We start from the raw sequence: 26,196 nt of genomic DNA on the forward strand, positions 1-26,196 counted from the left end.
GACATCCCGACGATGAAGGGGTGTTTTTCTGTTTTCTTTTCAAGGAGGTTAGTTGTGTGGAAGATGTGATCATTATCGGGGCAGGTCCCTGTGGTTTGTCTGCGGCTGTGGAAGCGAAACGACGGGGATTGAATCCGCTGGTGATTGAAAAAGGTTGTCTTCTTCAATCCGTTTACAGGTTCCCGGTGCATATGAAATTTTTCAGCACTCCAGAACTGCTGGAGATCGGCGGAGTTCCTTTTATCTCGACCGGTGAGAAACCCAACCGGTTGGAAGCCCTCAAATATTACCGGGCAGTGGCCAAAGCCTACGATCTGAGGATTCATCTTTATGAGAAGGTGACCGAGATCGAAAAGGAAGGGAAAAACTTTGTGGTCCGGACGGAAAAGGATGCTGGAAAACAACGCTATGTCTCGCCGCGGGTGGTAGTGGCGACGGGATATTACGATACTCCCAACCCGATGAATATTCCTGGGGAAGAGCTTTCCAAGGTTCACCACTATTACAAGGATGGTCATCCCTATTATGGATTGGATGTTCTTGTTATCGGCGGGAAGAACTCTGCTGTTGATGCGGCGATGGATCTGCAGCAGGCGGGAGCGAAAGTTACGATGGCCTATCGCCGGGAAGCCTTCCCAAACAGTGTGAAAGCTTGGGTGAAACCGGTGATTGAAAGTGCCATCGACAAGGGCTGGATCACTATGCATTGGAACACCGTGGTTCGGGAGATTCGGGAAAAAGAGGTGCTTCTCGAAACAGAGGGGGAGCTGTTTACGCTTAAAAACGATGTCGTGTTTGCGATGACAGGGTACCATCCCCAAACCGAGATGCTGGAGAGGTTGGGCGTGAGCCTAGATCCGAAAACAGGAGCCCCGATCTATGACCCGGACACAATGGAGACGGAAGTCCCCGGCTTATACATTGCTGGGGTGATCGTTGGTGGAAAGGATGCCAATTCCATCTTCATTGAAAATGGTCGTTTCCATGGTGGGAAAATCGTCGCCCACATCGAAAAGGAGAGGGGAGCGACGACTTCCTGACTCAAGGGTGTCAACCTTGGGGATATTCTTTGAAAAAAGATTGCAACTGAGCCGGGTCCCGGCTCACATGAAGCGCGGCCATCAATTGGATCCGCGCTTTTTGTCCGTTTAAACCGTTGGCAAAAATGAGACCCCATTCTTTCAATTGCTTTCCACCTCCGTCGTAACCATAAATATCTTCCACAAACCCATGATGACAACGGGAAACGAGGACGGTGGGGATCCCTGAGTCCACTGCTTTTTTCAAACCGGGAAGCATGGTGGGAGGGAGATTTCCCTGTCCAAGGGCTTCCACGACCAATCCCTGGGCTCGGGCCTGCAAGGCAGCCTGGATCAACAGGTCATCGGTGCCAGCAGCCGCTTTGACTAGATATACTCCTTCCACGGGAGGTAGATGAGGGAATACTCGTCTGCGGCTGGGGGATTGGTGAAAAAGGATCTCTTTTTTGCTGATAGTTCCTACGGGCCCTTGAGAAGGCGACTGGAAGGTGGCCACATTGCTGGTATGTGTTTTGGTAACCCAGCGGGCAGCGTGGATCTCGTCATTGAAAACCACCAACGTTCCCTTCCCATGGGCTTGGGGGTGGGAAGCGACGCGAACGGCATTGACGAGATTGAGGGGACCGTCTGCTCCCAACTCGTTTTGACTGCGCATCGCTCCGGTTACAATGACGGGCAGGTCGCCGGGAAGAGTCAGATCCAGATAGTAGGCAGTTTCCTCTAGCGTATCGGTGCCGTGAGTGACTACCACTCCATCGACATCTGGTTGGGAGAGATGGTGCATGACCCGTTGGCTAATTCGGTGCATCCACTGGGGTGTGATGTGAGGACTGGGCAAGTTACAGAAGTGGTCCATTTTCACTTGGATCCCGTAACGAGAAAGCAAGGGAAGAACCTGTTGCAGTCCTTCGGAACCCAGTGGCTTCACAGCTCCCGTCCGTTCATCTTCTGTCATGGCGATAGTTCCGCCGGTGGTAAGGATCGTAATTTGTCTCATGGTTGTGTTCTCCTCTGGTTAATTTTTCTCTCCCATAGCGGTTTGGGGAATTTTAGGGCTGCTTTTGCAGACGGCCTAGATGGGGTTTCATTTTCGTTGTTCTAACGAAAACCGAACCCTTACTGCAGAGCGCGGGGGAGGGAAGCGAAGGGAATCTAGTCAAGGCGATTTTTTCATCATGCTTTTAGTGGATCTTTCTTTCATTTTATAATAAGATCTTGCGGTTATCGATCCGCTGTTTTGTTCATAATGAAGATGGAACCTGTCTGAATGGGGTGAAAGGTGAATGGACGGTCGCCGGTACTTGGTGAAAATCCGTTGCAAGGAATGTGGAGAGTACTTTTTGTTGAAAGGCAGTATGAAGAAAGGAAGAGTGGAAACGGGCTTTAAGCAATGCATCTGTGATAATCGAAGTCCCTCGGGATTCGAAGTATCATCCGAGAGGTTGTAAGTGGACCGGCCTGCATAGGGTCGGTCTTTTTATTGCATAAAGATAGGTTGTGGCGCTCAAACTATCTGCGAAGAAACCAAGGGGAGGGAGTCGATCGGGATGGGGTTTCACATTTTGGTACCCAAGTTCTGATGAGTCGAAGACACTCTATGTGCAACCTAACCCTCCCTGTGACGACTTTTTCACAGAGCTTCTCGAACCGAAGAGTTTTGGGTGGAGCGGAGGACTCCCTCTTCTCCTCCAAGGATGAGCACAGGGAGTCTAGGGGAGAAACTTATATTGGCAGGTGGCGGGGGCAGCGGTCATTCTAAACCGGATCGAGACTGTAATTCCCCAACAATATGTTCGGTGTGATTGGCGCTATTGCCGCCGTGGTCGACGGGCTGATGGGGTTGTCGTCGAAAATAGCGGTGGTGGATGTCATCCGGAGATAAGACCCGACGAGAAATACCCTGTATGACTTCAATCCTGAAACAGCACTTCCGGTTGGATTTGGTCCTGTTCACAGGTGAAAAAATCGGGAAACATACTTTTTGTCAATAAGGAGTGATTCAGTCATGTACAGACGGATCGCCGCCGTGCTGTTCCCCGTTGCCGCACTGGCCTTGATCGGCACTGCTGTGTGGGGATACCAAGAAAATCAAGAAAAAAGTAGTCTGCTCATTAAAGCGGAGAACCAGTATCAAAGAGCTTTCCATGATCTCAACTTTCATGTGGACAAATTACAGGATGAATTGGGGAAGACACTGGCTCTCAATTCGCGAAAACAGTTGTCTAACTCTTTGACCAACGTATGGCGACTCAGTTTCGCCGCCCAAAACGATCTCGGCCAGCTTCCCTTGTCCATCATGCCTTTTGACAAAACGGAATCTTTTCTAGCCCGTATCGGCAATTTCAGTTACGGGGTGGGAGTTCGGGATCTAGATAAAAAACCCCTGACAGATCGGGAGTATAATACCTTGCGGGATCTGTACAAGCGTTCCAACGCCATTCAAAAGGACTTGCAGAAAGTGCAGTCCCAGGTTCTGAGCAAAAACCTGCGCTGGATGGATGTGGAGCAGGCGATGGCCTCTGAGGACAAGGTGATGAATAACACGATTATAGATGGTTTTAAAAAGGTAGATAAAATTTCAGAAGGATATACTGAGGTGGACTGGGGACCCTCCGTCAATAATCTGGAGGCAAAACAGCGAAAAAATCCGGTGAACCTGACCGGAAAAACGGTATCTCCTCAGGATGTGAAGGAAAAGATTGCCGATATTCTAGATCGACCGGACACCAAGGGGATTGAAGTGGTCTCCAACCGAAAAGGGGATGTAAAGACTTACAGTGCCCGATTGAAAAAACGGAACGGAAACGAAGTGAATGCCGATGTAACTGCCAAAGGCGGACACGTTCTCTGGCTCAATTATGATCGCCAGGTGAACAAACGGAAATTGAGCCTGGAGCAGGCCCAGGGAGAGGCGATTCAGTTCTTGGAAGGCTTGGGGTATCCGGAGATGGAGACGATCTCCTTCGACGAAATGGGCAATATGGCTTCCTTCAGCTTCGTCAGAAAAGAAGGGAAGGTATTGATCTACCCTGAGACGGTTGTGATCAAAGTGGCTTTGGATAATGGGGAGATCATAGGATTTCAGGCAGAAAACTATGTGTATAATCATATTGAAAAACGAAATCTGAAACCCCGTCTTACCCAGGCCCAGGCTCGAAAATATGTCAGTCCCCGTATGAAGGTGAAGGAGTCCCATCCAGCAGTGATCTTCGGAGAGAATGGAAAAGAAGTGCTGTGTCACGAGTTTATGGGTCGGCTAGGAAAAAGTGAGTACCGCGTATTTATCAATGGGGATACGGGAGACGAAGAGATGGTTCAGAAGGTTAAAAAGGCCAATACGGAAGAACTTTGAAATTTCCTCAGGCCGGCTGATCAGCCGGCCTGAGATTTTGACAAAATCGCCTGAAAAAAAGGTTTCAGTCGTTGCAAGCCGCGGTGGTTTATGATATCCTTATGAAGAATTCATACAAAGGAATACATAGCGAACTCTAGGGTTCATGGGTTGTCGCTGGCCAAGGTTTCCAAGGGGAAATCATCATCCAACTCGAGATGAATCAAATACCGTTCATCCGCTGAGCAGAGCCATGCCCTGCTCTTTATGTTTTTGTCAGGAGGTCTGGCATGAGTCGTTTATCTGTAGCGATCGATGGTCCCGCCGGTGCAGGTAAGAGCACTGTGGCACGAAGGGTGGCGGCGGAGCTCGGGTTAACCTATGTGGATACCGGCGCTATGTACCGAGCGATCACTTGGAAAATATTGAGAGATAATGAAAATCCAGAAGATGAAATTTTGGCCTCCCGACTGGCCCGGGACACGGACTTGCGACTGACAGCCGGAAAGGGTGGAGTCGATGTTTGGGTGGATGGGGAAAAGGTGACGGAGGCGATTCGGACTCCCGAAGTCACATCCCAAGTCTCCCGGATTGCCGGCCACGTGGGGGTTCGAAAGGGATTGACCGATAAACAGCGGGCGATGGCCCGTCAAGGAGGGGTGGTGATGGATGGCCGGGATATCGGTACGCAAGTGATGCCAGATGCCGATGTAAAGGTTTTCTTGACTGCCTCCATTGAAGAACGGGCCCAGCGTCGCTACCAGGAGTTGATGCAAAAGGGGTTTGAAGTTGACCCTGAACAGCTCAGGGAAGAGATTCGGAACCGGGACGAGAAGGACCGAAACCGGGAACATTCGCCTTTGCGACCGGCTGAGGATGCGGTCCACTTGGACACTACAGGGCTGTCGATCGATGAAGTCGTCCAATCCATCCTCACCCTTTGTCAATCCCGGGTGAGCGGCGGTGAGTGAGTTGCTGTATAAATTCTTCCGGGGGTTTTTTCGCCTCTTTTTTGCAGTTTTCTATCGCTGGGAAGTTCGCGGTCTGGAGCATGTCCCGGATCAAGGAGGGGTGGTGGTCTGTTGCAACCATATCAGCAATCTGGATCCGCCCCTCGTCGGTTCGGCCATGCGTCGTCCGGTCCGGTTCATGGCTAAAGAAGAGTTATTTCGAGTTCCCGTTCTTTCCTTTCTGATCCGGAACTTCGGGGCTTTTCCGGTGCAACGTGATACCGCAGACAAAAGGGCGGTAAAGAAAGCTTTGTCGATTTTGAAACAAGGGGGAGTTGTGGGGGTATTTCCCGAAGGGACTCGTTCCAAGACAGGGGAACTCGGGGAAGCCCACGCCGGAGCTTCATTCATCGCTTTAAAAGGAGAAGGGCAAGTGGTTCCGGCAGCGATTATCGGCCCGTATCGGCTGTTCCGAAAGGTGACGATCGTTTTCGGTCCACCCTTGGATCTGAGTGAGTACCAGGGACAAAAACGGACATCAGGATCCTTGAAAGAAGTAACCCATCGGATCATGGGAGAGATTGATTCTCTCCTCAAAGAAAACCGCCGGGAGCGGCCGTAAAGGTGTTATTGGTTTTACCTGATTTCCATAGCCCTCTTTGTAAGGGGCAGAGACACTAGATCGGAATCGATGTGGTGGTCTCCCCCGGAATCAATCAATCACAGGATTAATGAAATTAAGGGGCTGGTTTTCTTAATTTCATTGTTCATCTCTCCGCTTCCGGAGAGATCATAAATCAGGTTATTTATTGGCAGGTAAATGAGGAGGTTGTCGTCATGGTGGAAGAAATGAAATCAGAAATGGCAGAGGTGGCTCCGTTGAACCGCGGAGATATCGTCAAAGGGAAAGTAACCAAGGTAGAAGATCATCAGGTGCTGGTGGATGTCAACTATAAGTTTGACGGTGTGATCCCGATTTCGGAATTGTCCAGTCTGCATGTGGATAAAGCTTCCGACGTCCTATCTGAAGGGGACGAGGTGGAAGTGAAGGTGATCCGGATCAATGATGAGGAAGACAAGCTGGTTCTTTCCAAAAAAGCGGTGGATTCGGATCGTGCCTGGGAAGAATTACAACAAAAATTTGAGAGCGGCGAAACGCTGGAAGCGGAAGTTGCCGATGTGGTCAAAGGCGGTTTGGTCGTAGATCTCGGAGTTCGCGGATTTATTCCCGCCTCCTTGGTGGAGCGCCACTACGTCGAAGATTTTTCCGATTATAAGGGACGCAAGCTATCTCTCAAAGTGATCGAAATCGATCCGGCTAAGAACAAGTTGATTCTTTCCCGCAAGGCGGTTCTGGATGAAGAGGCCGACCAGCGGAAACAAGAAACCTTGGCCAGTCTGCAACCGGGGCAAGTGATGGAAGGGACCGTTCAACGTTTGACCGACTTCGGTGCCTTCGTGGATATCGGAGGTGTTGACGGGCTGGTCCACGTTTCCGAGCTGGCATGGAACCGGGTGGAACATCCTTCTGAAGTGCTTTCCGAAGGGGATCAGGTTCAGGTGAAAGTTCTCAAAGTGGATCAAGATAACGAACGCATCAGCCTCAGCATCAAAGAGACCCAGCCAGGTCCCTGGGAGAAAGTGTCTGAAGAGATTCAGACTGGGGACATCGTGACAGGTACAGTGAAGCGGCTAGTCTCCTTCGGTGCTTTTGTGGAAGTATACCAGGGAGTGGAGGGGCTGGTTCATATTTCCCAGATTTCCCGCCGCCATATCGCAACTCCTTCTGAGGAGTTGGAGGAAGGACAGGAAGTCCGAGTAAAAGTGCTGGATATGCAACCGGAACAAAAACGAATCAGCCTCAGCATCAAAGAGGTGGAACAGGAAGAAACCCGCGAGGAACTAAAAAATCTGGATCGTAATAACAGCGGGATGAACGTGACCTTGGGTGACGTTTTCGGTGATCAACTCCGCCGCTTGAAATAATTACAAAAGCCTCCGGCCAAGTCCGGAGGCTTTTTTGCTGAAGGGAGAAGAAAACAGACATACTACGGGGAAACGGGTTTATTCGGAGGAGTTGTTCGTGGTTGACGGTACATTTGCATTGCTATTGTCCATTTCGATAGCGGTATGGATCCAGACAGGATGGTTTTCGGGGTTGGAGCAGGAGTTGAAATGGAGCAGGCAGGGGCTGGTCTTGGGATTGTTAGCAGCAACCGCATTGTTGCGGGTGGAGGTTCCCATCGGGGAAGCTGTGAAAATTCAGGGCGGGATGTTACTGTTGTTGCTCTTTCTGATCCGATTGATCAAAATCAAGCGGGTTCAGTTGATCCATTTGTTTCCTGCTATTTTCCTAGCCGCTTCCATTCTGTTTTTTCTTCGTGAATTGTACTGGTGGGGTCCGGCCTTCAATGAAAACGGGTTTCGGATCTTAGGTGTCGGGGCTGCTACCGGCATGGCACTTCTCACCTTCCGTCAGCTCCATCTCCGCTTGATCGTGGCTGCGGGGGGATTATGGTTGGCCGAGTGGATGTCCTTAATTCTGCACCGGAAGGAATTGAACCCAGCTGTTTTTGGTATGCCGTCAACTTTGGACGTTTTTTGGTTTACTTGGACTGCCCTTCTGATCTTGCATTATGTTACCCGTGATATGTCAGCTAGGATTCGCCAACTTGTCAAAAGGCCCCGCGGAGGTTAAATGAAAATATCCCATCGGCTGAAGGGGAGGGAGCATCTCCTGTAGAAACCTTGTAAACTAGCCCAGGCTGAGTTTGTCGGGATGGAGATAACCCCCAACCCTTCCTTGTTGACACCCTTGTCGTGGTGTGGGCGAAAAAAGTCCTTCTGTGGTAAAATCATACTGGTTGGATCCGCCTGGAACGAGTCATATGTGTGGAGGATCTGGTGGAATACGGAGGAGAGGAATTCGGACAAATGAGTTTGCCAGTCGTGGCCATCGTAGGCCGTCCCAATGTGGGAAAGTCAACATTGTTCAACCGGATCGCCGGAGAACGGATTGCGATTGTGGAGGATAAACCAGGGATCACCCGGGATCGGATTTATACCCGTGGGGATTGGTCGGGACGTGATTTTCACGTGATCGACACCGGGGGGTTGGAGTTTGGAAAACAAGATGAGGTGGTGGAACATATTCGCCAGCAGGCTGAATTGGCCATCGAAGAGGCGGATGTGATTCTGTTTATGGTGGATGGGCACGATGGGGTGACCGCCACTGATGAAGAGGTGTCCCGGATTTTACATCGTTCCAACAAACCGGTGGTTCTGGGCGTCAACAAACTGGATGATGTCAAACACCATGAAAACGTATATGAATTTTATCAGCTCGGTTTTGATGAACCGATCGGGATCTCTTCACTACACGGATCAGGAACCGGGGATTTGTTGGATGCGGTGGTGAATCGTTTACCGGAGCGGGAAGAAGAGGAGTATGACAGTGATACGATCCGAGTCTCCATGATTGGCCGTCCCAATGTAGGGAAATCCTCTCTGGTCAATCGGATTCTCGGAGAGGAGCGGGTGATCGTAAGTTCTGTGGCAGGGACCACCCGGGATGCCGTCGATACGCCTTTCGCCCATGAAGGGCAGGATTATGTCATTATTGACACGGCAGGGATGCGAAAGCGGGGCAAGGTATACGAGACTACAGAAAAATACAGTGTTCTGAGAGCTTTGAGAGCGATTGAACGCTCCGATGTGGTCTTAATCCTGTTAGACGGGACCGAAGGGGTGACTGAACAGGATAAGCGCGTGGCTGGGATCGCTCACGATGCGGGAAGAGGGGCTGTTTTTGTTGTAAACAAATGGGATGCGGTGGATAAGGATGATCGAACGATGAATCGGATGATCCGAGAGATTCGTCAGGAATTTGCTTTTATGGATTATGCTCCGATCCTGTTCGCTTCAGCAAAAACCGGTCAACGGGTGACGAAAATCCTGCCGGTGGTAAAAGAAGTGGCGGAGCAGCATGCCTTGCGCGTTTCCACATCCGTTCTCAATCAAGTTTTGCAAGATGCGGTGATGTCGACTCCACCCCCCACAGTGAACGGAAAGCGGACCCGGATCTATTACGGAACACAGGTTTCTGTAAAGCCACCGGTTTTTGTGCTGTTTGTCAACGATCCGGAACGGGTTCACTTTACTTATCAACGCTATTTGGGAAACCAGTTGCGCGAGGCTTTTGGTTTTATTGGGACCCCGATCCGGATTCTGCTGCGCAAAAAGAACAAGGAGAGATAAATACGAGAGGAGGAAAAGGATGGGGACATCTATATGGGTTTTGCTTGTCTCATATTTAATCGGTTCGATCAGTTTCAGCTATTGGATCACCCGTTTTATGAAGGGGGTCGACATCCGACGGCATGGCAGTGGTAATGCCGGTGCGACCAATATGTTACGGGTGGTAGGTAAAGGGCCTGCTATTGCCGTTTTTGTCCTAGACGCTTTAAAAGGAATGGCTGCGGTGCAACTGGCTGCAACCGTGTCTGGTGATGCGACGTTAATGATGGCGGCAGGGGTGGCTGCGATTATCGGGCATAATTGGCCTGTCTTTCTCGGTTTTCGGGGAGGGAAAGGGATTGCGACCACGATCGGTGTCACAGCTCTGCTCACTTTGGCAGCAGCTTTGATCACGGGTGTGGTAGCCATTATTGTTATCCTTCTTACCCGCTATGTATCCCTCGGCTCTTTGGTTTTTGCTGCTGGTTTGCCTTTGATGATCGCTTTTTTGGATTATCCCACTTCCTATGTGTATCTTAGCCTGGTGATTACTCTGATGGCTTTTATCCGACATAGCACCAATATCAGACGTCTTTTCAAAGGAACGGAGAGTAAACTGGGGTCAACCAAAGAACAACGGAGTTAGAGCGGAGGGAAGGGCTTTATGGCGAAAAGGAGTGCGGCTGTACTGGGTGCAGGCAGTTGGGGGACTGTTCTCGCTTCGGTATTGGTTGATAATGGTCTCGATGTGAAGCTGTGGGCTCGCAGAAGGGAGTTGGCCGAAGAGATCACCCAGGATCACTGCAACAGCTGGTATCTGCCGGATATCCGGTTGCCGGAGACGCTTCAGGCCACGGATTCTTTGGAGGAGGCGGTGGCCGGAAAGGATCTGGTGCTGATGGGAGTCCCCTCCCAATCGATGAGGGAGGTGGCCCGGAACCTGGCTCCTCGGTTGGGAAAAGGTACTCTGGTGCTACATGCGGCCAAGGGGTTTGAACTGGGTTCGCTGAAGCGCATGTCGGTGGTGTTGGAGGAGGAGTTGCCCATGGCCGCGGAACGGATTGGAGTATTATCCGGTCCGAGTCACGCAGAGGAGGTGATCCGGAAATCTCCAACGACTGTGGTGGTGGCATCCAAACATCCTTCCGTTGCGGAAGAGGCGCAGGGATTATTGATCAACTCTTATCTGCGGGTCTACACCCATCCCGATGTGATTGGAACAGAGGTGGGTGGCTCCTTGAAAAATATCATCGCTTTGGGTTCGGGAATTTCTGATGGGCTGAATTTTGGGGATAATGCCAAAGCGGCGTTGATCACCCGTGGACTGGCGGAAATGGCACGCCTGGGTATGGCGATGGGAGCCAAACCGATCACCTTTGCTGGATTGTCAGGGGTGGGTGATTTGGTGGTCACCTGCACGAGCCGTCACAGCCGAAACTGGCGGGCAGGTTATCTGCTCAGCCAAGGCCTGGCGCTGGAAGAGGTACTCCAACAGATGGGGATGGTGGTGGAAGGGATTAAAACCACCCAGGTGGCCCAGGAGCTTGCTGCAAAATACCAAGTGGAGATGCCGATTACGCAGGAACTTTATGCGGTCCTCTTTGAAGGCAAATCCCCCCGTAAGGCAGTGGAAGATTTGATGGCTCGCGGAAAGACGGATGAGATGGAAGAGATGATACAGGGTTCGCCAGGCCCGACCGCCTAATGTATCCGGGACTCGTTGCAAAGTGTCACATTCTTACATACGTTGTAATACATCCGGTTTGGCTGTTGTGCAAGAATAGAGGCTCTTGCTAGGGGGAATAGGGACCAGGGGATGCTTGGGCGACCAAACCGGAAAAACAGGGGTGCGCCCACAGGCGTCACCCCTGTTTCCGTTTGCGGGGTGTTCCCTTCTCTCTGGGGCCCGCCTGTATCAAGTCGGACATCAACTGTCTAACAAAGGGAAGTTGAAGGATTTTGAGTAGCTGGGTGAAATCGAAATTCTGGAATGGATGAGATGAGGTGTCGACAGAATCCGTATCTCCATCTGGTGGGGGGAGGTTGAGACGTGGAATTTCTTCTTCGTCCTCCTCCTGTCGTCTCGGTTGTACCAGGCGTAAGGGAGGCCGTCCTCGGTGGGGTTGTTTTTGATTTGCAAATTGGGTGGCCATTTCAAACATCTGATAAGCGTTATCCATGATCTTCTCCATCCGTTGCAAGGATTCGCTGAAGTCTTTTAGGGTGGTTCGGAAAGTATAAAACCCGTTGATCCATTTGCTCAGGCTGTCTGAGACGGCATCTGACTGGGGTTCCCGGGGGGGAAGACGTTTTTGTGGCCGAGGTCGGCGACGCTGGGGAGGTCTGTAAGGCCGGTTGGTGCGCGTGGCTTTTTTTGGCATGGAAGATCTCCTCCACTTCGGGCTTTTGTCTCTCTATCCTATGCCAATGTCCAGGAAGGGATTGGACGGAAGCCCGGTAGATTGGTGGGCGCCTGTGGATTTGCTATACTGGTATTTGAATATACGTCTGAAGAAGGAAGATGATGGACTTGGATGCCATGGTCAGTATTTTGCTACTGTTGATCGCTAATTTCACGATTTCATGGACCCGTCAATTGGGTACAGGATGGGTCCGGATATTGTTTTCTGTTTTCGCTGTGCTACTCCTGATCCCGGCTTTTCTTTTCGGATTTCGGGCGTTGATGTGATCACCACAGAGGGGAGGGAGCCAGATGCGATGGAAATGGGTATCGGCTGGGTTGTTGGCAGTGTTGATCCTGCTGACTGGTTGCATGCGGACCGATGAGTTTGATCAGAAGATCGCAGAGGATTTGCCTCGGGAAGTACAAGAGGTACAGGTAGCTTTAGACCAATACAGGAAAGAACATAATAATGTCTTGCCTCTGAAGCCTCCCCAGGGCCCCACGCTGTATCAGAAGTATATTCTCGATTTTTCCAAAATGAGTGCTTACCTTCCCAGCACTCCGTCCAACTCCTTTCAAAAAGGGGGCCACTTTGTATTTGTTGTTGTAGACCCCGGAGCTAAAAAACCACAGGTGCGTGTACTGGATCTGCGAGTGACGGAGAAGTTGCGGGAGTTGCAGGGGCGGGTAGATACTTACAAGGAACGGAACGAAAAGTTGCCCAAGGGAGACCAGCAGGGAAAAGGGATCTATGATGTGGATTATCAGGTCTTGAAGATCGATCCAGTCACCCTTCCAAGTCCTTACCATTCAGAGTTCACTCTTACTCCGGTGCTGGACAGTGAGGGTCAGGTGTATGTGGATTATCGGAAAGATGTGATGAGGTTGTTGGAAGAGTCCGACTCCAAGCCGGCTAAAGGGCAAGATCTCAGAGAAATTTTGTACAAGGATTCATTGTTTGTCCCCGCCCACTCCCTGCCGATGAAATGGGAGAACGGGGAACCTGTCATGGAGGAAGAATAAATGGAGCCCCCCGCACATATGAAATGGACAAGTCTGCAAAAAGAAAGCGGGGGGATCTCTTTTGGGGATATGGGAAAATCTTCTATTACACTTGTTTGTCATTCCGGCGACTTTTTTGCTGGGGAGGCTTTCCGCAGTCAAGGTGGCCGGTTTTCGGGTCCGGATGATAGGTCGCAAGAATTCATCAGATGAAAAAGAACGGGCTTCCAGAAGGACTGTCTGATTGGACAGTCCTTCGGTTTTTTCTCTGGGAAGGTTCATAACCAGCCCCTCTCCTCATATATTTATAGTGTCCAAATCCATCGGAGCATGATAAAGGAGGCGGTTCGCCTTCGCGCCGACAGCACGTCCGTGGGAGTCGGAACTTTCGAGGGAGGGGTTTTCGTGAAGAAGGTCGATATCTTCAAAGATATTGCGGAACGAACGGGGGGCGATATTTACCTGGGTGTAGTCGGTGCGGTGCGCACCGGAAAGTCCACCTTTATCAAGCGATTCATGGAACAAGTGGTGATCCCCAATATCAGTGAGGAGGCGGACCGAGCCCGGGCCACTGATGAGTTACCACAGAGTGGGGCTGGGAAGACGATCACCACGATCGAGCCCAAGTTTGTTCCCAATCAAGCGGTCCAATTGCATGTTACTGAAGGAATCGACATTAATGTCCGATTGGTGGACTGTGTCGGATATGCGATCAGCGGGGCTCGAGGGTATGAAGATGAAGCGGGCCCTCGCATGATCAATACTCCGTGGTATGATGAGCCGATTCCTTTCCAGGAGGCGGCGGAGGTCGGCACTCGAAAAGTGATCCAGGAACATTCCACCCTGGGTGTCGTGGTGACCACCGACGGTTCCATCACGGATATTCCGCGTCAGGACTATGAAGAGGTGGAGGAACGGATCGTCGAAGAGATGAAGGAAGTTGGAAAGCCCTTCATTCTGGTTCTGAACTCCACCCGTCCATACAGTGAAGAGGTACAGGAATTACGGGAAGATCTGGTGGAAAAATACGATATTCCCGTACTGGCCGTCAGTGTGGCCACCATGGGGGAAGAAGAGGTTTACGCTGTCCTCAAGGAAGTCCTATATGAATTCCCGGTCCATGAAGTGAATGTCAACTTACCCAGTTGGGTTATGGTTTTGGACGAGGACCATTGGCTACGCAAAGATTTTGAAACCGCAGTCCGGGAGACGGTTCAGGATATTCGCCGTTTGCGGGATGTGGATCAAGTGGTAGGACAGTTTACTGATTATGAATTTATTGAACAGGCAGCCCTTTCTGGGATGGATATGGGGCAGGGGATTGCAGAGATCGATCTATATGCATCGGATGAATTGTACGATCGGATCCTGACTGAGGTGGTGGGGGTCTCGATTCAAGGGAGAGATCATCTGCTCCAGCTGATGCAGGAATTCTCCAAGGCGAAACGAGAGTACGACAAAGTGTCCGATGCGATTCAGATGGTTCGGACGACGGGATATGGAGTGGCAGCCCCCACATTGGAAGAGATGGCGCTGGATGAGCCGGAGTTGATTAAACAGGGGCCCCGCTATGGCGTTCGCTTGAAAGCCTCTGCACCCTCCATCCATATGATCCGGGTGAATGTCCATTCGGAGTTTGCGCCGATTATCGGGTCGGAGCGGCAGAGTGAGGAACTGGTCAATTATCTGATGCGGGATTTTGAATCAGATCCTTTGAGTATTTGGGAGTCGGATATTTTTGGTAGATCCCTTCATTCTATCGTACGGGAAGGAATCCAGGCGAAGTTGTCTATGATGCCGGAGAATGCCCGTTATAAACTACAGGAAACTCTGGAAAGGATTATCAATGAAGGTTCAGGCGGGCTCATCGCCATCATCTTGTAAAAGATCGGTTCCAATGCCTCTTCAAGAACAGGTGGGAAAGCAGGTGGGTGGCTTCCGAGCTCTTGCCAAGTGGGCACAGCGATCCACGTGAGGTCTATGCCTTATGGATGGCAAGGGTATCGCATTCCTACCCCCTCCCCGCTTTTTTCTATGTTCATGGAGGGGAGAGTCGCTGATGAATGATGAGTCGTTTTTAGATACCCTCACGGCAGTCCGTCTGGAACGATCTGGGCTGCCGCAGAGGATATTTTTATTTATATCGCACAAGGAAAAAAGCCGAATTTCTTTTTTTTTAAGGCGAGGATGCTTCAAACACTTGATATTCACCAGTTTTCTATATTACTATAGGTTTGTCCCTTCGGATGCCTCGGGAGACTGCATAAGTCGGAGGGGAACAGTGAAACATTGAAGTTAAACCAACCCATCCGGAGAGGAGGTGAGGGTTGTGAACAAGACAGAACTGATTTCTCAAGTTGCCGAAAAAACGAACATCACCAAGAAAGATGCGACTCAAGCCGTGGACGCCGTCCTCGACACGATCACGGAAGCATTGAAGACAGGGGAGAAGGTTCAACTGATCGGGTTTGGGAATTTTGAAGTGCGTGAACGTGCTGCGCGTAAAGGCCGCAACCCGCAGACCGGCAAGGAAATCGACATCCCCGCCAGCAAAGTGCCCGCATTTAAACCGGGTAAGGCGTTGAAGGACGATGTGAACCACTAAGCGTAAGGACGGGTACATACTCCTCACCCAAGGTGATCGAGGCGAAGCCACGGATCCGATACAAAGATGGGTGTGGAAGGGAAGCCTTTCCACGATTTGTGCCCACAGGCCCTTCGGGGCCTTTGTTTTTTATCTGTGGAAGAATCCAAGTCGTGAAGTTTCTGAGTGGACCCCGCGCTTTCAACTGAAGAAAGCAGCGCAAGAGGGAGGAGACACAGTCTATGGGAGTGGATCATGAAAAGATTCAGCAGGCAGTGAAGATGATCCTGGAAGCAGTAGGAGAAGATCCCGACCGCGAGGGTTTGAAGGAGACACCGGCACGGGTGGCCAGGATGTATGAAGAGATCTTTTCCGGAATGGGGGAAGATCCAGATGAGTATTTTTCCACGGTTTTCGGTGAAGACCATGAAGAACTGGTGTTGGTGAAGGATGTTCCCTTCTTTTCCTTATGTGAACATCATTTGGTTCCTTTTTTTGGGAAAGCCCATGTTGGCTATATTCCCAAAAGCGGCCGGGTTACAGGTTTGAGCAAATTGGCCCGTGCTGTGGATACTGTGGCCCGTCGCCCTCAATTGCAGGAGCGGATCACTTATACTGTTGCGGATTCCCTGGAGAGAAGCCTCGAACCCCATGGAGTGATCGTAGTGGTGGAGGCGGAACATATGTGTATGACCATGCGAGGGATTAAAAAGCCCGGTTCCCGGACCGTAACTTCTGCTGTCAGGGGAATATTTGAAAAAAATTCTGCCGCTCGCGCCGAGGCTTTCAGTCTGATTGGATTTGGAAAATAAAATATTAAAAAACCCGACATAAACCCTTGACAGGTATTCCTCACGCAGATACAATAGGTATTGTCGCTTTGAGATGAACAAGCGACCACATCCGGGAATATGTCGGGCTATGGCGCAGCTTGGTAGCGCGCTTGCATGGGGCGCAAGAGGTCGTCGGTTCAAATCCGGCTAGCCCGACCAGAACCAAAAGGCTCTCCAAGCATGGAGGGTCTTTTCCGTTATGTTGGTCCATTTGAAAGGAGGATTTCCATGGCGGGACAAAGCGGAGATTTTTTTGTAGTCAAAGCGAAGGAAAGCGGAGTCAATGTGATCGGTCTGACCCGGGGAAAAGACACCCGTTTTCACCACTCTGAGAAGTTGGACAAGGGGGAAGTGATGGTGGCTCAGTTCACTGAACATACCTCAGCTGTCAAAGTCCGAGGCAAGGCCTTGGTGATCACCCCCTTTGGAACGGTGGATACAGAGGTGGAGGATTAGGGTGAGTCGATTTACCAAATTCTCTCTCCACAGTTTTTAACAAGTTTTTGGGACGGACCGATCTTCGTTTTCAACTGGAGGTACTATCTTTTCTTCTTAAACATCACCGGACTGTTACTGCGTTCTCATTTCTTCAGGCATGTTCTCCTCCTGCCACCATACAATGATGACAAACGGTGGAAGGAGGAAGCCTGTATTGAATGGTCTGGCCCGACGGCTGTTTGTATCGGTGTTTATTTCCTTGATGGCAGTGTCATTGTTATCGCTCTTACCCGCTTTAGAAGGAAAGGCTGGGAAAGGGGAAGGAGTTCCCGCTTTCGGTTCGACCCAACCCCAGGTGCTCACAGAAGAGACCTTGGCAGATTTTCTTTCGGAACAACCGGAAGGCCTCCGTGTGATCCGTGCGGATCTGGAGGGGGGAGATCTTCAATTGCAATTGAAGAGAGCAGGTGCTTCCCGAGCATCTGTCTATCAGGGAATTCTCCACATGATTCGGGGTGCGCTGGTTCACACGAATAATGTGGAAGCAGTCACATTGTCTGTCCTTGAGAAGGACGAACCTTTGCTGACTGTATATGCGACCCGATCCGATTTGGCCACTGACCAGGAAATGAAAAGGGCGAAGGGATGGACGGCGGAGGAGTATCTGAGACGGATGTTTCGTTTGACAGGACCCTGGGGCGAATGAGTGTGAACCGCTTCAGCCGGAAAACTCCTTCCCTCTCGCCAGGTCGGTGAAACTTTGGTATTATTAGGCCATGGAGTCGGTAGTCAAGCAGGATGGGGTTGGATAGTTTCAGCAGGGGGGCGTGTCTTGATGACAGTATTGTTGAATGAATTGGATCGGATCGTTACGGAGATCGAAAGACAGACCCGCCATTCCTTCATGGACCGCCACGTCCGCCGCCCGGAAGTGCCGGTCTCTTTCGTGCGGGTTCTCCATTCCATGTTGCGCTCCCTTTCAATTTCCCAGGAACGGATCCGGTTGTACTGTGTCACTGCAACCCTGCTGCAGATGGGTTTGGATATCCACGAGACTGTGACTAATGCCCGGGAGACGGGAGCAGGGGAGACTCGGCACCGTCAACTGGCTGTACTGGCCGGGGACTATATGAGTAGCCTTTTCTACAAAAACTTAGCAGAACAGGGTGAAATCAATGGAGTCCATCGGCTGTCTCAAGCGATCTCAGACATTAACGAAGCCAAGATGGAACTTTATGGACTTGAGGGTCAATCCCAGGTTTCCTGGTCTGTTTTTATCCAGCCTGCGCGTAAGATCTGCGGGGGATTAGTGACGTACTTATCCCGTTTTTTTTATGATGATTCTCCGGAAAATCCCTGGGATCCACTGGCGGGCAATCTATTGCTGATGATCCTTTGGTCCTCCCCGCCCCGACCGGTCGCTGAATTGGGGATGCGGTTTTCAGAAGAGGCACTTCGCCCTTTATTCATGGAAACCTTGCAACAGGTCAGAGAGATTCGTCCCCTGGAAGTCCGACATGATCTGATCGATCTAATCCGGGAGTCGATTCCTAATTGGTGGATGGAGTCTTCGGTGATGGAGGGTTGAAACATTGAGTGGTGTGGATCATAGCCAGCATAAGCAAAACAAGTCGCAGTTTGTTCATCAGGTATTTGAGAGCATTGCCAAAGACTATGACCGGATGAATACCCTCCTCAGTTTTCGTCGTCATAAAAGCTGGAGAAAGTTTGCGATGAAAAAAATGAGGGTGAACCCTCATGAGACGGCAGTCGATGTTTGTTGTGGAACATGTGACTGGACGATTGCCTTGGCGGAAGCCTCCCAAGGAGGAAAGGTAGTTGGCCTGGACTTCAGCCAGAACATGCTCCAGGTGGGGGAGAGGAAAGTATCTGATCGTAACCTGAAGACGCAGGTGGAATTGCTTCACGGAGATGCGATGGATCTTCCCTTGGAAGATGGGCAGTTTGATCACGCCACCATTGGGTTTGCTTTGCGTAATGTTCCCGATTTCCGCCAAGTGATCCGGGAGATGGCACGGGTGGTGAAGCCAGGAGGGCAGGTGGTCTCCCTGGAGTTATCCAAACCGGCATGGCCTCCCTTTCGCTTTGTGTACTATTTTTATTTTCAACGGATTCTCCCGTTGTTGGGCAAACTGTTTGCCAACCGCTACGAACAATACAAATGGCTTCCTGAATCCCTTATGGAATTCCCTGATTATCGGGAGTTGGCGCAAATCATGGAGGAAGAGGGATGTTTTGAGCGGGTGGAGGTTTATCCGCTGACAGGAGGGATCGCTGCCTTGCACATCGGGAGGGTCAAATCTTGAGCTCTCCCCGGCTGTGCAAGGTTCTGGGCCGGAGAGCAAGTCTTTTTCAAACAGGGTGAATTGGAATGAAGCTAGCGGATATCTACAACAGCCTGAAACAAGATCTGCGGGAAGTCGAGCAGGAGCTGGAAAAGTCGATCCAGACGGATCATCGAGATTTGAACCAGTCAGCGGTCCACTTGTTGGAAGCCGGCGGCAAACGAATGCGACCGGTTTTCGTTTTGTTGTCAGGGAAATTTGGCGAATACGATGTGGACAAACTGAAACAAGTGGCGGTTCCTCTGGAATTGATTCATATGGCTACCCTGGTTCATGATGATGTGATTGACGATGCCTCCACCCGGCGGGGGCGGCCCACAGTGAAAGCAAAATGGGATAACCGGGTGGCGATGTATACCGGGGATTATATATTGGGACGCTCCTTGGCCATCGTGAGCCGGATTAAGGATCCTGAGATCCATCGGGTGTTGTCCCCGGCAATCTATCAGATGTGTAGAGGGGAGATTGAACAGATTCGGGATTTTTTTGCGACGGATCTGTCCCTTGTCCGCTATCTGCATCGCATTAAGCGGAAAACCGCCTTGTTGATGTCTGTCAGTTGCGAATTGGGAGCGCGGGTCAGCGGGGCGGCACCAGATGAGGTTCGCCGTCTGCGTCTGTATGGATATTTTGTCGGTATGGCATTTCAAATTACCGATGACATTCTGGATCTGACGGGAGATGAACAGATACTGGGCAAGCCCGCCGGTAGTGATCTTCGTCAGGGAAATATCACACTGCCAGTGATCTATATATTGAAAAAGGGTCCAGAGGAGGATCGAGAACGGATTCTCCAATATCTTCACAACCAAGGGGATGAACAGGCGCTGCCTGAGATTCTCCAGCAGGTCCGTCAATCTGATGGAATCCCTTACGCAGAAGACTTGGCCCGTCGGTATTTGGATAAAGCCCTCCAGGTGTTGGAGGGGTTGCCTGCAGGAGAGACCCGTGAATCTCTGCGGTTGATCGCCGAGTTTGTGGCAGGTCGTTCTTATTAAGTTTGATTTACCTTTCTCTTTTTGTTAAAATTTCGGTGGGTTTTCGGGTCTGTCCGTGTCAATGATCCGTGTCCGCTTTTCTACATAGTGAGATGGAGGCAGGTTAATATGGAACAAACTTTTATCATGGTGAAACCCGACGGGGTTCAACGGGGATTGGTGGGGGAAATCGTTGCCCGCTTTGAAAGGAAAGGATTTCAGATGGTGGGCGGGAAACTGATGACCGTCTCCCGGGAACTGGCCGAGGAGCATTATGCTGAACATAAGGAAAGGCCTTTTTTTGGGGAGTTGGTTGACTTTATCACCTCCGGCCCGGTGTTCGCCATGGTATGGGCTGGTGAGGATGTGATCGCCACTGCCCGTCACATGATGGGAAAAACTAAGCCCTCCGAGGCGGTACCGGGGACGATTCGCGGCGACTTCGGTTTGACCGTGGGCAAAAATATCGTCCATGGTTCCGATTCAGGGGAAAGCGCCCAGCGGGAGATCCAACTCTGGTTTGGGAGCGATGAACTCTCTTCCTATGACAAATCTATCCATCGTTGGATCTACTGATCTGACTTCAGGCCGCCGGCTGTATTTCATCAGCCGGCGGTTTTTGTATTTTGCCATCCAGCAGAGGTTTATTCCGGTGGGTCTTGGATCTGGAATTGGGACATAAGATGAAACCAGTCGAGCATTCACTGCTTCAGATCCATGAAGGTAATGGGGTGAAAATGTGTTTAAGTACAAGCGCCTTCGTGGTCCGCGGAAAAAACGTCACTGGATCCTGCTCGCTGCACTCTTGCTTCTTTTTGGCGTGGTTTATCTGTTGAATCAACAAGCGGAGTCGACGTTGATGAAACTGGCGAAAGCCAGGGTGAAAAATATCTCTCAGGAAGCGGTAACCCATGGGATTGATGAAACACGGAAAGATGTAGGCTCTGATCTGGAAAAACTGATGATGCTCAAAAAGTCGGATGGGGGAGACCTGGAATATGTCGATGTGAGTCCGGAAATCTCGGCAAAGGTTTATGCAATTGCAAGTGAAAAGATTGAGGGCGAGCTAAAAGAATTGGGACGGAAAAATTTTGGGATTCCCTTGGGAGCGATTTTTCAAAGTAGCCTGTTTACTGAGGTGGGGCCCGAAATTCCGTTGAAAATCTGGCCCAAGGGTGCCACGAAAGTTGAATTGGTCCCTAAAATGGAGGCAAAAGGGATTAACACGGTCCAAGTGACGCTCTATTTAAAAGTCGCAAATGAGATGGATATTGTGATTCCGGCGAATCACGATGGGGAGGTCCAGATCGATTACACATACCCCTTTCACTCGATCATCCTTCCTGGAGAGGTTCCCGACAACTATTTTTACTATAACAATGATGGCAAAGGGAAAGGGGTGGAGGGGCCCCTCCCGGTCGTTCCCGTGCCGGGAAAATAGCGCCTATGAATCCTTCGGATTTGCGGAGGGTTGACCATCGGGAGGGGATGCTTCCAAATTACTCAGACAGGTTTGTTTAACAAACCTCATTTCCTCTAATGAGCGATTTGTCCAGATCGCCCTTTTTCCCGATCGGCTCCTGTGTTATCATACTGCTAACTTTACGCAAATGCAGTGAAGCGGCCAAAACAGAAACAGCAACAGCAGGAGAGGACGGGATCGGTATGCGATACTTGACGGCAGGGGAGTCCCATGGTCCCCAACTAACATTGATTATCGAGGGCTTGCCTAGCCAAATGCCCTTTTCCAAAGAGAAGGTGGATCAGCAATTGGTTCGGCGCCAGAAGGGGTATGGTCGGGGCCGGCGGATGCAGATTGAATCGGATGAGACCCAGATTCTCTCCGGAATTCGTTTTGGTAAGACCACCGGTGCTCCGGTGACCCTGGCTATTGAAAATAAGGATTGGAAAAAATGGACGGAGATTATGGGGGTCCATCCGGAGGAAGAGAAAGCGGCCAAACGTCGGGTATCACGCCCTCGCCCAGGACATGCGGATCTGAATGGAGCCATCAAATACAAGCATCGGGACATGCGGGATGTCTTAGAACGTTCCAGCGCCCGCGAGACTGCCGCCCGGGTGGCGGTAGGAGCAGTGGTTCGCCAATTGCTGGAGTACTGCGGAATCCGGCTGGCGGGTCATGTGGTTCGGATCGGTTCGGTGGGAACTCGTCGCCTTGCGGGCTGGACGGCGACGGAGATTGCGGAAAGGTCGGAAGCCTCTCCGGTACGATGTTTAGATCCCGAGGCGGAAAAAGAGATGATCCGCTGTATCGATGAGGCCAAGCAGGAGGGGGACAGCCTAGGCGGTGTCGTCGAAGTGGTGGTGGAGAACGTCCCCGTCGGCCTCGGCAGTCACGTTCACTGGGATCGGAAGCTGGATGCCCGGCTGGTTCAGGCCATCGTCAGCATCAATGCCTTCAAGGGGGCGGAGATTGGAATCGGTTTTGAGGCCGGGAAGCTGAAAGGATCGCAGGTGCATGATGAGATCCTCTGGTCTGAAGAGAAGGGATTTTATCGGGGGAGTAATCGTCTGGGTGGTTTTGAGGGGGGGATGACCAACGGCGAGGCGATCGTGGTCCGTGGGGTGATGAAGCCGATCCCAACGCTGTACAAACCTCTTCGCAGTGTGGATCTGGACAGCAAAGAGCCTTTTGCAGCCAGCATTGAGCGTTCGGATAACTGCGCGGTGCCAGCGGCCAGCGTGGTTGCAGAAAATGTGGTCGCCTGGGAAATTGCGCAGGCTCTGTTGGAGACATTCAGTTCCGACACAGCCGAAGATCTCCTGCGAGAAGTGATGCACCGTCGGGAGGAGGCTCGCAAGTTTTGATAAAAACACTGCAGGTTCAGACCCGGGAAGGAAGCTATCCCATTCATATCGGGGCTGGTTTGCACGGTTGCCTGCCGGATTTATTGCAAGAGATCGGCTGGAACAGGGAGCGCCGGTTGATGTTGGTGACAGATGATCAGGTGGGCCCTCTTTATGGTGAGTACGTCATCCAGGGGTTGAAGGATCATGGCTTTCAGGCGAGCTGTCTCACGGTACCGGCGGGGGAGGGTTCCAAAAAACTGTCCCAGCTGGAAGAGATGGTAGGAGATTGTCTCCAGGCCGGCTTGGATCGTTCCAGTGCCATTCTGGCACTAGGCGGCGGAGTGGTGGGGGATTTGGCGGGTTTTTTGGCCGCTTCCTATATGCGAGGCATCCCCTTCATCCAGTTGCCGACCACCCTTTTGGCCCATGACAGTAGTGTGGGGGGGAAAGTGGGGGTGAACCATCCTCTTGGAAAAAATATGATCGGCGCCTTTCATCAACCCTCGATGGTGGTATTCGATGTGAATACATTGAATACGTTGCCGGAGCGGGAGGTGGCTTCTGGCTACGCTGAAGTGGTGAAACACGCCCTCATCCGGGATGCGGATTTTGTCTGCTGGCTGGAGGAGAGAGTGGACTCCTTGAGACGACTGGAACCGGATTCGGTTTCGGAAGCGATTTGGAGGGGGTGTGCCGTCAAAGGGGAAGTGGTCTCCCAGGATGAGAAGGAAGCCGGATTGCGGGCGATTCTCAATTATGGTCACACCATCGGCCATGCTTTGGAAGCGACAGCAGGATACGGGGTGCTGACGCACGGGGAAGCGGTGGCAATCGGTATGGTGGGTGAAGCCATGTTGGCGGAAGAGCTGGGGCTTTGTCCCCCTGTGTCAGAGCGGACGGCTCGTCTGTTATCCTCTTTTGGCCTTCCTACGCGTCTCACCCTGGAGATCGCAGATGAGGAACTCCTGGAGAGAATGCGCCGGGATAAGAAGGTAAAACAAGGAAGGCTTACCTTTATACTTCCTCGGGAGGTCGGCTGTGTGGATCGGATCGGCGGGGTGGAGGAATCGGTGATCCGACGAGCTCTCGATCGGTTGAGAGGGGGTGGAGAAGGGTGAGCCTGCGTGGAATCCGAGGGGCGACGACGGTTTCCGCCAATGAATCGGAAGCGATTCTGAATGCCACCCGAGAACTGTTGGGTGAGATGACCGAGAAAAACGGAGTCCGCCCGGCGGATATCGCCAGTGTGTTTGCCACGATGAGTCCCGATTTAAATGCCACGTTTCCCGCTCGGGGGATCCGGACGATCCCCGGGTGGAAAGAGGTCCCGTTGATGTGTGCTACTGAGGTGGATGTCCCCGGTGCTTTGCAAAAATGCATCCGTCTGCTGATCCTTGCGAACTCCGATGAGGATGCTTCTGGGATCCAGCACGTCTATCTGCGAGAAGCCCGGCAATTGCGCCCAGATTTGGTGGAATAATAGACGGATTTTTGTGGTTGACATGAATCCTTCTCTTCAGTAAAGTAGGATTAAGCCGAGAGCAGAGATGAGTATTAGAATAGATGAGACGAGATGAGCAGAGGAGAGCTGAGCGGGAGTGTACGGACCCCGACCGGAGCCACTGTGCTTCGGTCTTTTTATTTTCTCCTTTTTCCTCTGGCTCCGATGGGTCTCAATCCCAAGGAGGGAGCCTGATTATGTATACCCCCACACTGGATGAAGTGAGGGCCTATGCCCCTCGTTTTTCCACCATTCCTATTTGTAAAACGGTATTTGCCGATTTGGAGACACCGATCAGCCTGCACCGGCGGTTAGGGGAACGACCCTATTCCTTTTTGTTGGAAAGTGCTGAAAATAAGGGGCGAAGGGGTCGCTATTCATTTATTGGAGCGGATCCTTTGCTGGTGTTTCAAAGCACGGGCCATCAAGTCACGATCACAGAAAAGGGCAGAGAACGAACATTTGCCACCGAGGATCCCTTCCAAGTGGTGAAAGAACTTTTGCAAAAGTACCGTTCTCCACGGTATTTGGGTTATCCGCCTTTTTTGGGTGGGGCGGTAGGGTATGTGGGATATGATGCGGTGGCTCTTCAGGAGCCGACCCTTCTCCGCAAGGAACCTCCTCGCTCCAGGGATCTTCATCTGATGTTTTGTGACCGGTTGATCATTGTGGACCATCTGCGGCAAGAGTGGATCTGGGTGATCCATCTGCACGTGAATCCTGAAATGACGCCGGAGATGCTTGATCGTGCTTATGAGGAAACATTGGCTGAGCTGGATCGATGGATGGAAGAGGTATTATCCAGGGAACCTTCCTTTACACCATTGCCGATTGCGGAAGCCGTGGGAGAGGTGGATTTCGATCGCGATCCCATGATTTCCAATCTAAGCAAAGAAGAGTACTGCGACCGAGTGCTACGGGGCTTGGAAGCGATTCGACAGGGGGATCTTTTTCAAGTGGTTCCCTCCCAGCGGTGGGAGTGGAGGAATCCTCCTCCGGCTCCCGAGGTGTATCGCGTGTTGCGTCTGCTCAATCCCTCCCCGTATATGTATTGTCTCACCCTGGGTGATGAGGCAGTGGTAGGGGCTTCTCCGGAATTATTGGTTCGGGTAAGTGACGGAAAAATTGAGACACGACCCATCGCCGGCACCCGTCCCCGGGGGAGAGATGAGGCAGAGGATGCGGCTCTGGCCGCCGAATTGCTAAAGGATGAGAAAGAACGGGCGGAGCATGACATGCTGGTGGATCTGAGTCGGCAGGATCTGGGGAAAGTCTCGAAATCCGGCTCCGTGCAGGTGACGGAAGCGATGACGGTGGAACGCTACTCCCATGTGATGCATTTGGTCTCTCATGTTACAGGGGAGCTGAGAGAAGGCGTGGACCCTCTGGAAGGATTTCAGGCTTGTTTCCCTGCGGGAACGGTTTCCGGCGCGCCTAAAAACCGGGCGCTGGCAAAGATCGCCGAACTGGAAGAGGAGAGTCGGGGCGTTTATGCTGGAGCGATCGGGTATTTTTCTTTTAATGGCAGTCTGGATAGCTGCATTACCATCCGGACGATCCATTTTCAGAAGGATTCTGCTTTGATTCAGGCGGGCGCCGGAGTGGTTGACGGTTCGGTTCCAGAAAGAGAGTACGAGGAGTCCAGGAACAAAGCCCGAGGACTGATCCGTGCCTTGGCTTTGACGGAAGGATTATTCAAACCCATGGGGAGATGAAAGGAGAG

28 protein-coding genes and 1 tRNA gene are annotated in these 26,196 nt (G+C 51.4%); 27 read left to right on the plus strand and 2 right to left on the minus strand.

Annotation, left to right across the window (positions count from 1 at the left end):
• The first annotated feature begins 56 nt into the window (after positions 1-56).
• A complete protein-coding gene (locus JOD24_RS13230) occupies positions 57-1,040 on the plus strand; it encodes a YpdA family putative bacillithiol disulfide reductase (protein ID WP_429247071.1) in 984 nt (327 codons plus the stop codon).
• Positions 1,041-1,050: 10 nt separating this feature from the next.
• Here JOD24_RS13230 and JOD24_RS13235 read toward each other — a convergent pair whose 3' ends face one another.
• The gene (locus tag JOD24_RS13235; protein ID WP_380166076.1) at positions 1,051-2,037 is read right to left on the minus strand and encodes an asparaginase; all 987 of its coding nucleotides are present in this window, start codon (positions 2,035-2,037) and stop codon (positions 1,051-1,053) included.
• A 1,008-nt stretch (positions 2,038-3,045) separates the two neighbouring features.
• On the opposite strand from JOD24_RS13235, the gene ypeB reads away from it, so the two are divergent.
• The 8 genes from ypeB to JOD24_RS13275 all read left to right on the plus strand — a co-directional run bounded on the left by ypeB (position 3,046) and on the right by JOD24_RS13275 (position 11,262).
• Complete coding sequence (ypeB, locus tag JOD24_RS13240) at positions 3,046-4,392, plus strand: germination protein YpeB (protein WP_380166074.1); 1,347 nt, start codon at positions 3,046-3,048, stop codon at positions 4,390-4,392.
• Between the two features lie 269 nt (positions 4,393-4,661).
• Positions 4,662-5,342 carry a (d)CMP kinase gene (gene cmk, locus JOD24_RS13245; protein WP_380166072.1) on the plus strand — a complete coding sequence of 227 codons (681 nt, stop codon included), beginning with the start codon at positions 4,662-4,664 and terminating at the stop codon, positions 5,340-5,342.
• A complete protein-coding gene (locus JOD24_RS13250) occupies positions 5,335-5,943 on the plus strand; it encodes a lysophospholipid acyltransferase family protein (protein ID WP_380166070.1) in 609 nt (202 codons plus the stop codon). The genes cmk and JOD24_RS13250 overlap by 8 nt, the downstream gene beginning before the upstream one ends.
• A gap of 215 nt (positions 5,944-6,158) precedes the next feature.
• Complete coding sequence (gene rpsA, locus JOD24_RS13255) at positions 6,159-7,307, plus strand: 30S ribosomal protein S1 (protein ID WP_380166068.1); 1,149 nt, start codon at positions 6,159-6,161, stop codon at positions 7,305-7,307.
• A 34-nt stretch (positions 7,308-7,341) separates the two neighbouring features.
• Positions 7,342-8,019, plus strand: coding sequence for a YphA family membrane protein (locus tag JOD24_RS13260; RefSeq protein WP_380166066.1), 678 nt, complete (start codon positions 7,342-7,344; stop codon positions 8,017-8,019).
• Positions 8,020-8,255: 236 nt separating this feature from the next.
• Positions 8,256-9,578 (plus strand): ribosome biogenesis GTPase Der, encoded by a 1,323-nt coding sequence (gene der / locus JOD24_RS13265; RefSeq protein ID WP_380166182.1) that lies wholly within the window; start codon positions 8,256-8,258, stop codon positions 9,576-9,578.
• A gap of 19 nt (positions 9,579-9,597) precedes the next feature.
• Positions 9,598-10,203 carry a glycerol-3-phosphate 1-O-acyltransferase PlsY gene (plsY, locus tag JOD24_RS13270; RefSeq protein WP_380166064.1) on the plus strand — a complete coding sequence of 202 codons (606 nt, stop codon included), beginning with the start codon at positions 9,598-9,600 and terminating at the stop codon, positions 10,201-10,203.
• A gap of 18 nt (positions 10,204-10,221) precedes the next feature.
• Positions 10,222-11,262 carry an NAD(P)H-dependent glycerol-3-phosphate dehydrogenase gene (locus JOD24_RS13275; RefSeq protein WP_380166062.1) on the plus strand — a complete coding sequence of 347 codons (1,041 nt, stop codon included), beginning with the start codon at positions 10,222-10,224 and terminating at the stop codon, positions 11,260-11,262.
• A 157-nt stretch (positions 11,263-11,419) separates the two neighbouring features.
• Here the strand turns inward: JOD24_RS13275 and JOD24_RS13280 are convergent, their stop codons facing one another.
• Positions 11,420-11,938 carry a hypothetical protein gene (locus JOD24_RS13280; protein ID WP_380166060.1) on the minus strand — a complete coding sequence of 173 codons (519 nt, stop codon included), beginning with the start codon at positions 11,936-11,938 and terminating at the stop codon, positions 11,420-11,422.
• Positions 11,939-12,081: 143 nt separating this feature from the next.
• Between JOD24_RS13280 and JOD24_RS13285 the strand changes: the two genes are divergently transcribed.
• From JOD24_RS13285 to JOD24_RS13370, 18 genes are all read left to right on the plus strand, one after another.
• On the plus strand, positions 12,082-12,246 hold the full coding sequence (locus JOD24_RS13285) for a hypothetical protein (protein WP_380166058.1): 165 nt from the start codon (positions 12,082-12,084) through the stop codon (positions 12,244-12,246).
• Between the two features lie 24 nt (positions 12,247-12,270).
• Positions 12,271-12,984, plus strand: a complete 714-nt coding sequence (locus JOD24_RS13290) for a hypothetical protein (protein WP_380166056.1) — start codon at positions 12,271-12,273, stop codon at positions 12,982-12,984.
• A 61-nt stretch (positions 12,985-13,045) separates the two neighbouring features.
• Positions 13,046-13,207 carry a hypothetical protein gene (locus JOD24_RS13295; protein WP_380166054.1) on the plus strand — a complete coding sequence of 54 codons (162 nt, stop codon included), beginning with the start codon at positions 13,046-13,048 and terminating at the stop codon, positions 13,205-13,207.
• A gap of 161 nt (positions 13,208-13,368) precedes the next feature.
• Positions 13,369-14,847: a stage IV sporulation protein A gene (gene spoIVA / locus JOD24_RS13300; protein ID WP_380166052.1), complete on the plus strand. Its 1,479-nt coding sequence runs from the start codon at positions 13,369-13,371 to the stop codon at positions 14,845-14,847.
• Between the two features lie 445 nt (positions 14,848-15,292).
• On the plus strand, positions 15,293-15,568 hold the full coding sequence (locus tag JOD24_RS13305) for an HU family DNA-binding protein (protein ID WP_380166050.1): 276 nt from the start codon (positions 15,293-15,295) through the stop codon (positions 15,566-15,568).
• A gap of 221 nt (positions 15,569-15,789) precedes the next feature.
• Positions 15,790-16,359 (plus strand): GTP cyclohydrolase I FolE, encoded by a 570-nt coding sequence (gene folE / locus JOD24_RS13310; protein WP_429247072.1) that lies wholly within the window; start codon positions 15,790-15,792, stop codon positions 16,357-16,359.
• A gap of 103 nt (positions 16,360-16,462) precedes the next feature.
• Positions 16,463-16,539, plus strand: a tRNA-Pro gene (locus tag JOD24_RS13315).
• A 69-nt stretch (positions 16,540-16,608) separates the two neighbouring features.
• Entirely contained in the window at positions 16,609-16,836 is a 228-nt protein-coding gene (gene mtrB, locus JOD24_RS13320; protein WP_380166046.1) for a trp RNA-binding attenuation protein MtrB, read from the plus strand.
• A gap of 196 nt (positions 16,837-17,032) precedes the next feature.
• A complete protein-coding gene (locus JOD24_RS13325) occupies positions 17,033-17,524 on the plus strand; it encodes a hypothetical protein (protein ID WP_429247073.1) in 492 nt (163 codons plus the stop codon).
• Positions 17,525-17,653: 129 nt separating this feature from the next.
• Entirely contained in the window at positions 17,654-18,406 is a 753-nt protein-coding gene (locus JOD24_RS13330; protein WP_380166180.1) for a heptaprenyl diphosphate synthase component 1, read from the plus strand.
• A 4-nt stretch (positions 18,407-18,410) separates the two neighbouring features.
• On the plus strand, positions 18,411-19,145 hold the full coding sequence (locus JOD24_RS13335; RefSeq protein ID WP_380166042.1) for a demethylmenaquinone methyltransferase: 735 nt from the start codon (positions 18,411-18,413) through the stop codon (positions 19,143-19,145).
• Between the two features lie 65 nt (positions 19,146-19,210).
• A complete protein-coding gene (locus JOD24_RS13340; RefSeq protein ID WP_380166040.1) occupies positions 19,211-20,182 on the plus strand; it encodes a polyprenyl synthetase family protein in 972 nt (323 codons plus the stop codon).
• Positions 20,183-20,290: 108 nt separating this feature from the next.
• A complete protein-coding gene (gene ndk, locus JOD24_RS13345; protein ID WP_380166038.1) occupies positions 20,291-20,737 on the plus strand; it encodes a nucleoside-diphosphate kinase in 447 nt (148 codons plus the stop codon).
• Between the two features lie 163 nt (positions 20,738-20,900).
• Complete coding sequence (gene yunB, locus JOD24_RS13350; RefSeq protein WP_380166036.1) at positions 20,901-21,602, plus strand: sporulation protein YunB; 702 nt, start codon at positions 20,901-20,903, stop codon at positions 21,600-21,602.
• A 224-nt stretch (positions 21,603-21,826) separates the two neighbouring features.
• A complete protein-coding gene (gene aroC / locus JOD24_RS13355) occupies positions 21,827-22,990 on the plus strand; it encodes a chorismate synthase (RefSeq protein WP_380166034.1) in 1,164 nt (387 codons plus the stop codon).
• On the plus strand, positions 22,987-24,090 hold the full coding sequence (gene aroB / locus JOD24_RS13360; protein WP_429247074.1) for a 3-dehydroquinate synthase: 1,104 nt from the start codon (positions 22,987-22,989) through the stop codon (positions 24,088-24,090). The genes aroC and aroB overlap by 4 nt, the downstream gene beginning before the upstream one ends.
• Positions 24,087-24,452, plus strand: a complete 366-nt coding sequence (gene aroH, locus JOD24_RS13365) for a chorismate mutase (protein ID WP_429247075.1) — start codon at positions 24,087-24,089, stop codon at positions 24,450-24,452. The genes aroB and aroH overlap by 4 nt, the downstream gene beginning before the upstream one ends.
• A 218-nt stretch (positions 24,453-24,670) precedes the next feature.
• Positions 24,671-26,188 carry an anthranilate synthase component I family protein gene (locus tag JOD24_RS13370; protein ID WP_429247076.1) on the plus strand — a complete coding sequence of 506 codons (1,518 nt, stop codon included), beginning with the start codon at positions 24,671-24,673 and terminating at the stop codon, positions 26,186-26,188.
• The last annotated feature ends 8 nt before the right edge of the window (positions 26,189-26,196 follow it).

Origin of the sequence: Kroppenstedtia sanguinis (genome assembly GCF_050433445.1) — a bacterium.
GTDB classification, from domain to species: Bacteria; Bacillota; Bacilli; order Thermoactinomycetales; family DSM-45169; genus Kroppenstedtia; species Kroppenstedtia sanguinis.